Source organism: Vibrio sp. 1557, from assembly GCF_033340175.1.
Taxonomy (GTDB): domain Bacteria; phylum Pseudomonadota; class Gammaproteobacteria; order Enterobacterales; family Vibrionaceae; genus Vibrio; species Vibrio alginolyticus.
In genome coordinates this window covers 70,884-83,716 of record NZ_JAWOVZ010000009.1, presented here as the reverse complement: position 1 = coordinate 83,716, position 12,833 = coordinate 70,884, and the positions used below count along the sequence as shown (strand labels likewise).

Below are 12,833 nucleotides of genomic sequence, written 5' to 3'. Positions count from 1 at the left end.
GATCCTTTTTCTTTTGTATCCATATAATTAGAAACAAAATTATAAGAGTAAATATAATGAAAAAAGCCGCTCTCCTTTCCATTACTTTGCTCGGCTTAACCGCTTGTAGCCAAGGAGTCACAACCATGACGGATCGTTCTCAATCACCTTGTGGTGACAAACCAAACTGCGTCTCCACCCAAGACACGCGAGAAAAATACAACCTAACGCCATTTATCTTAGTTGATTCAGCGAACATCGACGCTATTGAGCAAGTTGCGCTTGAACTGCCAGGCGCGAAAACCGCGGTGAAAGAAAGCAACTACCTTCGTATCGAGTGCACATCTAAAATCATGCGCTTCGTGGATGACCTCGAACTAAAAATAGCAGGAGACCAACTGATTGTGCGCTCGGAATCTCGTGTGGGCTACTCTGACTTTGGCGTAAACAGAAAGCGCGCCGATCAATTACGAGAAAAGCTCACTCAAGCTAAGCTCATCAAATAGAAAACTGCCAACGGGGAGTGCTATACTCTCGGCCAACTAAAATATTTACCTAAAGAGAGTGTTATGAAAGTTGGTATCATCGGTGCGATGGAACAAGAAGTGACCATCCTGAAGCAAGCAATTACAAACTGCAAAACTGTAAATAAAGCAGGTTGTACGTTTTTCTCTGGTCAAATTAACGATGTCGAAGTCGTCGTACTACAATCGGGCATCGGTAAAGTTGCAGCGGCAGTGGGCACGACAATCCTTCTTGATGAATACCAACCAGACGTTGTGATTAACACAGGCTCTGCTGGCGGTTTCGATTCAAGCTTAAACCTTGGCGATGTAGTTATCTCTACAGAAGTTCGTCATCACGATGCAGACGTAACCGCTTTTGGTTATGAAATTGGCCAAATGGCCGGTCAACCAGCTGCATTCAAAGCGGATGACAAGCTAATGGACTTAGCAGAAAAAGCCCTAGCACAAATGGAAAACACTCATGCGGTTCGCGGCCTAATTTGTACTGGCGATGCGTTTGTTTGTACTGCTGAGCGTCAAGAGTTTATTCGTAAACACTTTCCGTCTGTTATCGCTGTAGAAATGGAAGCATCTGCTATCGCTCAAACTTGTCACCAATTCAACACACCGTTTGTTGTTGTGCGTGCAATCTCTGATGTCGCTGATAAAGAATCACCAATGAGCTTTGATGAGTTCCTGCCTCTAGCAGCAAAAAGCTCTTCCGAAATGGTATTCAAAATGCTGGAACTCATTAAGTAAACGACTCATTCATGGAAGAAGTTTTTCAGTCATTTTATGCCAACGGTGCGCTCCTCATTATGTGGGGTGCACTGATCTTGCACCTTTTAGTGCCAATCCCCCATTCAGCGCACCCCATCACTTTATGGCGAAAGCTAGCAGAGCAGCTAGCTAACAAAGTGAACAATAATCACAATTACTCACAGAGTGTAATCTCAGGCAGTCTTGCACTAGGCTTGATGCTGTTTCCTTGCTTGATATTACTGATTGCAGTAAAGCCATTTGTTTGGCAAATCCCTTTATATGAACTGGTTCTATTGATCATTGCGCTAGACTGGCGCAACAGCGAAACGTTAACGAAACAGCTCGTCACAAGTATCTCTTCGGAAGACAAAGCTCAGTGTCGAGCATTACTGAGACCATATCTTAATCGCGATACTGGTAGCCTCTCGATCGTTGGCATAGGTAAAGCTGGCTCAGAAACCCTGATTATGGGATACAGCCGCAACGTGATCGGCGTGCTATTTTGGTACGCACTAACAGGTGGTATTGGTGCGTTAATGTATCGACTCACAACAGAATTAGCGCGAGTGTGGTCCCCTAGCCGACGCCAATATTTGCCCTTTGGTAAACCTGTGATTCAACTGGTTGCTACTCTGGATATTATTCCACTTCGTCTCTTTGCCATACTTTTAGCTGCCGGAAAGAATACAAGTAATGTGCTCTCTGGAATACAACAGCAAGCGAAGTCTTGGCCCTTACCAGGACCTAGCTGGGTGTTATGTACTATCGGACACAAACTACAACTGTCTTTATGCGGCCCTGCTATCTATCAAGGTGTGCGTGCAGAGCGCGCAAAAATCGGTGGGCGCATTGCGCCATCGGCTATTCACCTTTCACAAATACATACGCTGCTCGTTTGGCGCGTCCTGGCTTGGATCGCAATCCAAAGTTTGCTTTTAGGAATAATTTATCAAGGATTATGATGAATAAATTATGCTTCGCATTAACGCTGTTTGTTTCGACAGCGACCTTCGCTCAACCCGCTCAACGCATTATAAGTTTAGCTCCACATGCCACCGAAATTGCCTTTGCAGCAGGGCTAGGAGAGCAGCTTGTTGCTGTCAGCGAAATGAGCGATTATCCAGAACAGGCAAAGCAGCTAGAAAGAGTCTCAAATTATCAAGGAATTAAATTAGAGCGCATTATTGCTCTTCAGCCGGACTTAGTGATTGCTTGGCCAGCCGGAAACCCCGCTAAAGAGTTGGAGAAAATTAAACAGTTCGGTATTCCTATCTATTACTCCACTACAGGTTCATTAGAAGATATCGCCAATAATATCGAGCAACTCAGCCAATACAGCGAAACTCCACAAGTAGGAAAAAAAGCCGCTGAAGATTTTAGAACGCAGCTGAGTACACTAAAAGAACAGTACAACTCGAACGAGAAAGTTAGTTACTTTTATCAGTTGAGTGAAAAGCCTATCATCACTGTCGCCGGAAAGAACTGGCCAAGTGAAGTCTTTACTTTTTGCGGTGGTGAGAACATTTTCGCCGCATCTAGCGCGCCTTATCCTCAAGTTAGCATCGAGCAAGTCATTACTCGCCAGCCAGAGGTTATTTTTACTTCTCGTCACGCAATGAGTAACGATGGTATGTGGGCTGAGTGGAGTAATGAGCTTCTTGCTCTTAAAAACAAACACATCTGGTCCCTAAACTCTGATTGGATTAACCGTCCGACACCACGCACATTGAACGCGATCAAGGAAGTGTGTGAGCACTTTAAAAGCGTTCGTCAAAAACGCTAACGATTTCGTGGCAAATACCGTACAATTTCCGCCCATTTTTTCTCACACTATTTAAAGGTACTAAGTAACATGGACTCCATGCTGCTTTATATGATCGATTTGTTCGGTACCGCTGTTTTCGCTATCTCTGGCGTATTACTGGCGGGCCGTTTAAAAATGGATCCATTCGGCGTTATCGTGCTCGGCAGTGTGACTGCTATAGGTGGCGGAACAATCCGAGACATGGCGCTTGGTGCCACTCCCGTATTTTGGATAACAGATACGACTTACTTATGGGTGATATTTGTTACGTGTCTACTAACCATGCTTGTTATTCGAAGACCCAAGCGACTCTCATGGTGGGTATTACCCGTTTGTGATGCCATCGGTCTCGCTGTGTTTGTGGGAATAGGAGTAGAAAAGGCACTCGCCTACAATGCATCTGGGATGGTCGCGGTGATAATGGGGGTTATTACTGGCTGTGGCGGTGGCATTATACGAGACGTGCTGGCTCGCGAAGTTCCTATGGTATTAAGAAGTGAAGTCTATGCTACGGCATGTATTATTGGCGGCGTCTTCCATACGATGGCGGTAAACATGGGTTATGACCACTCAACGGCTTTACTCGCTGGTGTAATCTCAACGCTCATTATACGTCTCGGTGCGATTCGTTGGCATCTATCCCTGCCAACTTTCGCCATTAACCGTTAAACACCAACAACATCACTCACCATGGAGTCGACCAAGTGTCGGCTCCTCTCATTTATGCTCATTTGATTCGCCAATTCTTGGGCAATTCGCTAAATTATCTCAACCATTCCTAACTTTCATTAATCATTATGTTGCTTGAAGGTATTGAAACGTTACTTGTCCTCAGTAAAGAAAAAACCATGAGCCGCACAGGCAGTCAACTCTATATTAGTCAATCTGCCGTGAGTAAACGTATTTCAAATCTAGAGAAGAAGTTAGGAAAAAAATTGATAGAGCCGAATGGTCGGCACATAAAGCTGACCTCCGATGGCCTTGCCCTCATAAACACAATAGAACCCACGTTCAATGAGTTAAGAGGAAAAATCCACGATCAACAACAAATAGAAGATACTTCTTTAATCAAAATGGACTGCTCTGAAACCTTAGTGGCGGGATACCTCAGCATGATCATGGCAGAACACTTTGCCCATGATCAGTACATACGAATATCGACCAATCATACGCCACGCATTATTGAGAATGTGAAATCAGGCAAAGCAACATTGGGATTTTGCGCTGGCTATCTACCACCTCATCATGGATTAATGAGCCTTCACCTCGCCGATGAACCTTTCTCAATTGTCAGTCGACATTCACTTTCACAACTACCTAAAGCTATTTTGACCAATGACTTAACTAACCCTGCCAACACATATCAACAAGCTATTTTATCCAAACACGGAATCGAACCTTTGATGGAAATGGATTCGTATACTGCGGCAGCACAACTGGCTTTGGGAGGTGTGGCTCCCGCTTTAATCCCTAAATCTATCCTAACGACACTTAATATCACATCTAAGTTCTGCTATGACTTTGAAGAGCTAGATCAGTTAGTTCGACCAATACATATCTGCTTACGTCACAGCACATATCGTAGCGAACGAGTTAAAGCACTGACAGAATCCATTGCTGATGTTGTTGCCAAAGAAGTTTCGTTGCCATAAGCATCGACATCACTATAACTAGAGGACGAATCCATTTTTGTCCTTTACTTACCACGACCTTCGCTCCTAACTGAGCACCAAGAAAACCGCCAACAGCCATGGTTAAGCCAAGCTTCCACACGGGCAACCCAGCGAAGATAAAAAAGAGTAGTGCCGCAATGTTTGACGTGAAATTGAGAATTTTGGTTCTAGCAGTGGCTTCGACCAAAGAAAAGTGACCTAGTGCAACAAAACAAACAGTAAAAATAGATCCAGTCCCAGGGCCAAAAAAGCCATCATAGAAACCGATTCCGCCACCAATGCATAGCGCAAACATCGCTTCAGATAACTTTGGTTCTCCATCGATTTTTCGCGTACTTGGCGCGAGTAAAAAATAGAGGGAAATGGCTATCAAAAGAACAGGGATCAAACTGGTGAGTACGCTAGCATCAATAAACTGCACAGCCTCGGCACCGATTGCAGCGCCTATAAAAGTGCAGAGTATCGCAAAACGCATTTCCTTTAAGCTGACAATACCGTTACGCACGAAATACCAGCTAGCAGAGAAACTGCCAAACGAACTTTGTAACTTATTGGTTGCTAGAGCTTGAGTCGGACTCAACCCCGCAGCCAAAAGCGCAGGGAGCGTAATGAGCCCCCCCCCACCAGCCATCGCATCAATAAAGCCTGCGGCAGTCGCAACCAAAAATAAGGCCAACAAAATCTCAACCGTGATTTCCACTACACTTCCTTTTTGAAGAGGTATCAAAGAGGAAGAAACGGTAGCACTTATTCACAAAACTACCAATGGAAAGTCAAGACACCAATCTATTCCTAATTTTCATCAGTCAATAAATCTAGAGAATGATACATTAAAAATATCAATTACATCCAAATATAGAGCCTCACCTCAAGAGCCTCTTAATATTTTGATAGAAAAAGAAAATGCTGTCTTAATAGGAAATATTTAATCTGATAAAAAACGAAAATAATGGAAGCCTTACTGACTCGACCATCAATAAAAGAACAGCAATTACGCTTAAAAATCGAACAGATAGTGAATGTTAATCAGCTATTCAACGTTATTGACGCTAAACCAGAGACTAGCGGTGCGGGTGTAATTTATATTGATAACAAATTCACCGTTGTACGCTTAAGAGACTTTAAATCCACATGCCATATCAATCCTACCTTTATCATTCTACGAGAACCGATAAAATTACAATCATCTCAAGAATTTGCAAAAAAAATAAAACAGGAAGAATCAAAATCAAGATTCAATCAAGAGCTTCTATCAGCGAGCATTAGCTGTATTGGTGCAGCAATTGGCTGGATTGGAGTAGTTGGTTCGGGGCTAACAATACCAGTAAGTGGTCCTGTGGGCGTAACTATGTCCTATATCTCACACGCCGCTACTGTTGCTGCCACAGCCCAATGTGCTATTGGAGTAGCAAGAACCCGTATGGTATCTAAATCACCAGATAAATTATCGGATATAGACAGTAATGAGTGGTATCAAAATACAACTAAAGCTTTAGATTACATATCCTTAGCTGGAGCGGGTGCTAGCGGATATCAAACGATAAAAATGGTTCAATCTCTTAAGCAAACCACTAAGAAAGGCGTTCCCGAGATTCTAAAAGGCTTAAACAGACAAGAGAGAACAAGATTAACTAAAGAAATCATCCGTAAAAACCTTCCGAGTATTTCGAATAAAGCTCGTAAACAGCTAATGTTGTCAGGAGAAGTTCCTAAGAGGTATTCGCAAGCAACAATATCCGCATCCATTTCTCATCAGCTTCTAGATGCAATTGGAGGCTCAATTAGCATAGTAGGAAGTGGTTATTCGGGAGAGTTAAGAAATCTTGCAATTGGAATCTATGAGGAATTGAAAGTTGAATACTAAATCAATTAGCATAGCAAACATCTCACTAAGTATATGTTTATACTTGGCATTGACTATTGGTCTGGCTATTAGCTTGAGCATTTGGAATGACTGGTTTTCTTTCACTCAACACATTGCTCTAGATACTTACCTTCTTACATTGGGAGCTATTACGGTTGTTGTTGTATGCATTCCAAACATTCTGACAATAAGCAAAGGATTAAGTATTGCTGCAAAAATAAACTTACTTACTATCTCTTTTATCATTCTCACTTGCAGCATTAATTTTGTTGCAGCAAGTGGTAGTACTATTTCTTCATCTTTGGGTACATTGCTTGCCATCATTAGCTTAATGATCTTCAAAAGCGAAGCATACCAATCGTTCCTAGCACACTTTAATGCTCTTCATTTTAGAAAAACCTCGATATAAAAAAGCCCGCTCAAATGAGCGGGCAATGAGGTTGTCATGTAAGCCCTGATTAATGAGCTTACTGATTTTTATCTGTTACGCGTCTAGACTCGCTTTCACTTTAGCGTGTAACTCTTGAACCGAAGTTACTGACGCTTTTGCGTCTGCAGTATGAGACATACATGTTGCGAACGCTGCATTCAGTGTCGTTGTGTAGTTCACTTTTTCTGCCAGTGCACCACGTCGTAGAACTTTCGAATCTTCAATCGCTTGACGACCAGCAGCCGTGTTTACGATGTAGGTGTATTCGTTGTTCTTGATGCGGTCAAGAATGTGTGGACGACCTTCGTGTACTTTGTTTACCAAACGTGGGTTAATACCCGCTTCGCCCAGAATTACAGCAGTACCGTGTGTCGCATCCAACTGGTAACCCAGTTTCACTAACTTAGAAGCTAGGTCAACAACACGCTCTTTATCACCTTCACGTACAGACAGTAGCGCACGACCACCTTCAGGATAAACCGCACCACAACCTAGCTCTGCTTTCGCGTAAGCTTCTGCGAACGTTGCACCCACACCCATTACTTCACCTGTTGAGCGCATTTCAGGGCCCAATAGAGGGTCAACCCCAGGGAATTTGTTGAACGGCAGAACCACTTCTTTCACTGAGTAGTAAGGAGGGATAATCTCTTTAGTAAAGCCTTGTGACTCTAGAGATTGACCCGCCATTACACGTGCAGCGATTTTCGCTAGAGGAGCGCCTGTCGCTTTCGATACGAATGGTACCGTACGAGCAGCACGAGGGTTCACTTCAATTAGATAAACGTCGTTATCTTTCACAGCAAACTGCGTGTTCATCAAACCGCGTACACCGAGTTCGAATGCTAACTTCTCAACTTGCTCACGCATCTTGTCTTGAATTTCCTGACTTAGCGTGTATGCAGGCAGTGAACATGCAGAGTCACCAGAGTGAACACCCGCTTGTTCGATGTGCTCCATGATACCGCCGATAACGACGCGTTCACCGTCACAGATAGCATCAATATCAACTTCGGTTGCATCATCCAAGAAACGGTCTAGCAGAACTGGAGACTCGTTCGATACGCTTACTGCTTCGTTGAAGTAGCGACGCAGGTCTTGCTCGTCGTATACGATTTCCATCGCACGACCACCGAGTACATAAGATGGACGAACAACTAATGGGAAGCCAATTTCTTTCGATTTCTCAACCGCTTGCTCCATCGTTGTTACTGTCGCGTTTTCTGGCTGAAGTAGACCTAAACGGTCAACAGCGGCTTGGAAGCGTTCGCGGTCTTCCGCACGGTCGATAGCATCTGGGCTAGTACCAATGATTGGCACACCAGCCGCTTCTAGAGCACGAGCCAGTTTAAGTGGCGTTTGACCACCGTACTGAACAATCACACCTTTTGGTTTTTCAACGCGAGCGATAGACAGTACATCTTCCAGAGTTACTGGCTCGAAGTACAGACGATCAGACGTATCGTAGTCAGTAGATACCGTTTCTGGGTTACAGTTAACCATAATGGTTTCGTAACCGTCTTCACGCAGCGCAAGTGATGCATGAACACAACAGTAATCGAATTCGATACCTTGGCCGATACGGTTTGGACCGCCACCAAGAACCATGATCTTATCTTTGTCTGTTGGGTTTGCTTCACATTCTTCATCGTAAGATGAGTACATGTAAGCCGTGTCAGAAGAAAACTCTGCTGCACATGTATCCACACGTTTGTAAACCGGATGAATATCAAACTGCTCACGAGCACGGCGAATTTCACTTTCAGCGACACCAAGCAATTTAGACAAGCGAGCATCAGAGAAGCCTTTGCGTTTCATCTGACGAAGCACTTCTTTGGTCAAACCTGCGTAGCCGCCCGCCTTGACTTGTTCTTCGAGTTTTACAATTTCTTCGATTTGAACCAGGAACCAGCGGTCGATTTGAGTCAAGTTGAACACACCGTCGACTGACATACCCGCTCGGAATGCATCGGCGATGTACCAGATACGCTCTGCACCTGCTTCTTTAAGTTCGTGACGAATCTTAGTCAGTGCATCTGGCGCTTCCAGATCGACCATCTCATCAAAACCAGTTGCGCCAACTTCTAGGCCACGCAGTGCTTTGTGAAGAGATTCTTGTTGGTTACGACCAATCGCCATTACCTCACCAACCGATTTCATCTGAGTTGTCAGACGATCGTTTGCACCAGCAAATTTCTCGAAGTTAAAGCGAGGGATCTTAGTTACGACGTAGTCGATAGTTGGTTCAAATGACGCAGGTGTTGCACCACCTGTGATGTCGTTTTGTAGTTCGTCTAGCGTAAAGCCAACAGCCAGTTTCGCGGCAATTTTCGCAATTGGGAAGCCTGTTGCTTTTGATGCTAGCGCAGAAGAGCGAGATACACGCGGGTTCATCTCGATGATGACCATACGACCATCTTTCGGGTTGATACCAAACTGTACGTTTGAACCACCTGTTTCAACACCGATTTCACGCAGAACAGCTAGCGATGCATTACGCATAAGCTGGTATTCTTTGTCAGTCAGTGTTTGTGCTGGAGCAACCGTGATTGAGTCACCCGTATGGATGCCCATTGGGTCAAAGTTCTCGATTGAACATACGATGATACAGTTGTCCGCTTTGTCACGAACGACTTCCATTTCGTACTCTTTCCAACCGATTAGCGACTCATCGATAAGAAGTTCGTTGGTCGGAGATAAGTCCAGACCACGACGACAGATTTCTTCGAACTCTTCTTTGTTGTACGCGATACCACCACCAGTGCCACCCATGGTGAACGATGGACGGATGATACAAGGGAAGCCAACCATATCTAAAACTTTGTAAGCTTCTTCCATGCTCTTCGCTGTATCTGCGCGAGGACACTCAAGGCCGATAGACTTCATCGCTTTATCAAAACGAGAACGGTCTTCCGCTTTGTCGATTGCATCAGCCGTTGCACCAATCATCTCTACGCCAAACTCTGCGAGAACGCCGTGCTTCTCTAAATCTAACGCACAGTTAAGTGCTGTCTGACCACCCATAGTTGGCAGAACTGCATCAGGACGTTCTTTCTCGATGATCTTGCGTACAACTTCCCACTGAATCGGCTCGATGTAAGTCGCATCTGCCATCTCTGGGTCAGTCATGATGGTTGCTGGGTTAGAGTTAACCAGGATAACTCGGTAACCTTCTTCGCGAAGAGCTTTACACGCTTGTGCGCCAGAGTAGTCAAACTCACATGCCTGACCGATAACAATCGGACCAGCACCAAGAATTAGAATACTTTGAATGTCAGTACGTTTTGGCATTATCTACTACTCCGAATTAAGCGCTGTGTTTTTTGATTAGTTCGATAAAGTGGTCAAATAGCGGTGCCGCGTCATGTGGACCAGGGCTCGCTTCTGGGTGACCTTGGAAGCTAAATGCTGGCTTGTCTGTGCGGTGGATACCTTGCAAAGAGCCATCAAATAGCGATACGTGAGTAGCACGTAAGTTTTCCGGTAATGTTGCTTCATCTGCCGCAAAGCCGTGGTTTTGCGAAGTGATCATCACAACGTTACGCTCTAAATCTTTTACTGGGTGGTTTGCACCGTGGTGACCAAACTTCATTTTCACCGTTTGAGCACCTGATGCTAGCGCCAGAATTTGGTGACCTAGACAAATACCAAAAATTGGCAGGCCTTTTTCTAGGAACACTTTGGTTGCTTCAATCGCGTAAGTACATGGTTCTGGGTCACCAGGGCCGTTCGATAAGAATACGCCATCTGGATTTAGTGCCAGAACTTCTTCCGCTGACGTTTCTGCAGGTACAACCGTTAAGCGGCAGCCGCGGTCAACCAACATTCGTAAGATGTTGCGTTTTGCGCCAAAGTCGTAAGCGACAACGTGGTATGGCAGCTCGCTGTCATCTTTCGCCTCTGGAAGTCCACCTTCAAGCGTCCACGAACCTTGCTTCCATTGATACGCTTCTTTTGTTGTAACTTCTTTCGCAAGGTCCATTCCTTTTAAGCCTGGGAATTCTTTTGCTTTCGCTAGTGCCAAAGCTTCGTCTAGGTTGTTGCCCGCAACAATACAGCCGTTTTGAGCACCTTTTTCACGCAGGATACGAGTGAGCTTACGAGTATCGATATCAGCGATGCCAACGATATTTTGAGACTTAAGATAATCAGAGAGGGATTGTTCGTTACGGAAGTTAGAAGCGATTAGAGGAAGATCGCGAATCACAAGGCCTTGTGCATGAATGGAAGAGGATTCTTCATCTTCGGAAGTGGTTCCGGTATTGCCAATATGAGGATAAGTGAGAGTGACGATTTGCTGAGAATAGGAAGGATCAGTGAGGATTTCTTGATACCCCGTCATCGAGGTATTAAAAACGACTTCACCAACGGAAAGACCATCTGCCCCTATGGACACTCCGCGGAACACTGTCCCATCTTCTAGGACCAACAGTGCTAATTTACCCAAGACAACCTCCAGAATAAAAATGCAAAAAAAATAAATCAAACTGCAAACATGCCTTCCTTTACCTATAAAATCTACATAAATAGGTATTTCAGACAAATTGGCGGTATTCTAAAGTTGGACTCGAAACCTGTCAACCTACAATCAAAAATAAATGATTAATTTCTAGCGAGTAAGGTCATTTTGAATCAGTAAGGCCCAAAAAGATAACTTTTACATGCTATTACATAGAGAGGCATAGAGGTTTAATGAATTTTACAAATTTGAACTTTTTAGAGATCACAAAAAAGTATGAGTTTTTCACGCAAACGTTCACCCAACAAAAAAGACATTAGTTTTTAGACATCAAAACCCAAAACACCCACAAAACAACCAAAACAACAACAAAAGTAAGCACCAAAATACTTTCTGTTAGAATCATTTCATTTACAACTAATTCTATAGATATAAAAAAGCCGGCTACCGCCGGCGAATAATTATGTATTTAGAGTTCATTCAATCCCAAAACATCTGTCATGGTATAAAAGCCCGCTGGTTTGGCACTCAACCAAACAGCGGCCTTGACGGCGCCATTAGCAAACGTCATACGATCGGTCGCTTTGTGCGTTATCTCCACTCGTTCCCCGATATCAGCAAACATGGCTGTGTGCTCACCGACAATATCGCCAGCGCGAATTGTAGCAAAGCCGATCTCATCTTTAGTACGTTCACCTGTGATACCTTCTCGCGCATAGACAGCTACATCATTCAGCTTGTTGCCCATCGCACCAGCAATGGCTTCGCCCATCCCGATAGCGGTACCAGAAGGAGCATCAACTTTATGACGATGATGTGCTTCGACAATCTCAACATCACAGTAGTCGCCCATCACTTTGGCTGCTTTCTCAAGAAGCTTAAATACTAGGTTCACACCAACAGAGTAGTTAGGAGCAATGACAACAGGCACTTGCTTAGCGGCTTCGTCAATCAGTTCACGCTCTGCATCACTGAAACCAGTCGTCCCAATCACAATACTCTTTCCATGCTTCTTACACAGTTCAAGATTCGCCAACGTACTTACTGGGGCAGTAAAATCGATGATTACATCAAAATTATCGACGTCTTTAGCAAGATCATCCGTTAAGAACACATCGAATTTGCCTTCACCACAAAGTTCACCGATATCGACACCGACAAGTGAGGACTCAGGTCGTTCTGATCCCGCGCTCACTGTCGCCTCTGGGTTAAGGTGTGAAGCTTTAACCAAATTACGGCCCATTCGGCCTGCTGCTCCTGCGATTGCAATACGAACCATTGCGCTTTCTCTCCTTCTCTGGATAACGAGGTTTGCTCTCGTTCTCTCGTTTCGCTTAATCTGTTTAAACTAACAACATA

General features: G+C 44.3%; 12 protein-coding genes. 8 read left to right on the top strand and 4 right to left on the bottom strand.

What is annotated here, in order from left to right; all coding sequences use genetic code 11:
- Positions 1-56: 56 nt before the first annotated feature.
- The 6 genes from R7070_RS12955 (at position 57) to R7070_RS12930 (ending at position 4,703) form a co-directional block, all read left to right on the top strand.
- Positions 57-485 carry a DUF1499 domain-containing protein gene (locus tag R7070_RS12955; RefSeq protein ID WP_025768418.1) on the top strand — a complete coding sequence of 143 codons (429 nt, stop codon included), beginning with the start codon at positions 57-59 and terminating at the stop codon, positions 483-485.
- A 63-nt stretch (positions 486-548) separates the two neighbouring features.
- Positions 549-1,244, top strand: coding sequence for a 5'-methylthioadenosine/S-adenosylhomocysteine nucleosidase (mtnN, locus tag R7070_RS12950; RefSeq protein ID WP_005381837.1), 696 nt, complete (start codon positions 549-551; stop codon positions 1,242-1,244).
- An 11-nt stretch (positions 1,245-1,255) separates the two neighbouring features.
- A complete protein-coding gene (locus R7070_RS12945) occupies positions 1,256-2,209 on the top strand; it encodes a cobalamin biosynthesis family protein (protein WP_005381839.1) in 954 nt (317 codons plus the stop codon).
- Positions 2,209-3,030: a vitamin B12 ABC transporter substrate-binding protein BtuF gene (btuF, locus tag R7070_RS12940; protein ID WP_005381841.1), complete on the top strand. Its 822-nt coding sequence runs from the start codon at positions 2,209-2,211 to the stop codon at positions 3,028-3,030. Before R7070_RS12945 ends, btuF begins: the two co-directional genes overlap by 1 nt.
- A gap of 69 nt (positions 3,031-3,099) precedes the next feature.
- Positions 3,100-3,720, top strand: coding sequence for a TRIC cation channel family protein (locus tag R7070_RS12935; RefSeq protein WP_256900288.1), 621 nt, complete (start codon positions 3,100-3,102; stop codon positions 3,718-3,720).
- A gap of 128 nt (positions 3,721-3,848) precedes the next feature.
- On the top strand, positions 3,849-4,703 hold the full coding sequence (locus R7070_RS12930; RefSeq protein ID WP_005381845.1) for a LysR family transcriptional regulator: 855 nt from the start codon (positions 3,849-3,851) through the stop codon (positions 4,701-4,703).
- Here the strand turns inward: R7070_RS12930 and R7070_RS12925 are convergent.
- The gene (locus R7070_RS12925) at positions 4,645-5,424 is read right to left on the bottom strand and encodes a TSUP family transporter (RefSeq protein ID WP_005381847.1); all 780 of its coding nucleotides are present in this window, start codon (positions 5,422-5,424) and stop codon (positions 4,645-4,647) included. The genes R7070_RS12930 and R7070_RS12925 overlap by 59 nt on opposite strands.
- 249 nt (positions 5,425-5,673) lie before the next feature.
- On the opposite strand from R7070_RS12925, the gene R7070_RS12920 reads away from it, so the two are divergent.
- Positions 5,674-6,588 carry a hypothetical protein gene (locus R7070_RS12920; protein WP_053306879.1) on the top strand — a complete coding sequence of 305 codons (915 nt, stop codon included), beginning with the start codon at positions 5,674-5,676 and terminating at the stop codon, positions 6,586-6,588.
- Positions 6,578-6,997 carry a hypothetical protein gene (locus tag R7070_RS12915; protein ID WP_169644219.1) on the top strand — a complete coding sequence of 140 codons (420 nt, stop codon included), beginning with the start codon at positions 6,578-6,580 and terminating at the stop codon, positions 6,995-6,997. Before R7070_RS12920 ends, R7070_RS12915 begins: the two co-directional genes overlap by 11 nt.
- A gap of 75 nt (positions 6,998-7,072) precedes the next feature.
- On the opposite strand, the gene carB is transcribed toward R7070_RS12915, so the two are convergent.
- The 3 genes from carB to dapB all read right to left on the bottom strand — a co-directional run bounded on the left by carB (position 7,073) and on the right by dapB (position 12,753).
- Positions 7,073-10,306: a carbamoyl-phosphate synthase large subunit gene (gene carB, locus R7070_RS12910; RefSeq protein ID WP_005381854.1), complete on the bottom strand. Its 3,234-nt coding sequence runs from the start codon at positions 10,304-10,306 to the stop codon at positions 7,073-7,075.
- Positions 10,307-10,322: 16 nt separating this feature from the next.
- A complete protein-coding gene (gene carA, locus R7070_RS12905) occupies positions 10,323-11,462 on the bottom strand; it encodes a glutamine-hydrolyzing carbamoyl-phosphate synthase small subunit (protein WP_017821483.1) in 1,140 nt (379 codons plus the stop codon).
- A 481-nt stretch (positions 11,463-11,943) separates the two neighbouring features.
- Positions 11,944-12,753, bottom strand: a complete 810-nt coding sequence (dapB, locus tag R7070_RS12900; RefSeq protein WP_318141227.1) for a 4-hydroxy-tetrahydrodipicolinate reductase — start codon at positions 12,751-12,753, stop codon at positions 11,944-11,946.
- Positions 12,754-12,833: the final 80 nt, after the last annotated feature.

Coding starts and splice junctions, on each gene's coding strand:
- R7070_RS12935 (WP_256900288.1), top strand. CDS start 3,100: ATGGACTCCATGCTGCTTTATATGATCGATTTGTTCGGTACCGCTGTT.
- R7070_RS12920 (WP_053306879.1), top strand. CDS start 5,674: ATGGAAGCCTTACTGACTCGACCATCAATAAAAGAACAGCAATTACGC.
- mtnN (WP_005381837.1), top strand. CDS start 549: ATGAAAGTTGGTATCATCGGTGCGATGGAACAAGAAGTGACCATCCTG.
- R7070_RS12945 (WP_005381839.1), top strand. CDS start 1,256: ATGGAAGAAGTTTTTCAGTCATTTTATGCCAACGGTGCGCTCCTCATT.
- R7070_RS12930 (WP_005381845.1), top strand. CDS start 3,849: ATGTTGCTTGAAGGTATTGAAACGTTACTTGTCCTCAGTAAAGAAAAA.
- btuF (WP_005381841.1), top strand. CDS start 2,209: ATGAATAAATTATGCTTCGCATTAACGCTGTTTGTTTCGACAGCGACC.
- carB (WP_005381854.1), bottom strand. CDS start 10,306: ATGCCAAAACGTACTGACATTCAAAGTATTCTAATTCTTGGTGCTGGT.
- R7070_RS12955 (WP_025768418.1), top strand. CDS start 57: ATGAAAAAAGCCGCTCTCCTTTCCATTACTTTGCTCGGCTTAACCGCT.
- dapB (WP_318141227.1), bottom strand. CDS start 12,753: ATGGTTCGTATTGCAATCGCAGGAGCAGCAGGCCGAATGGGCCGTAAT.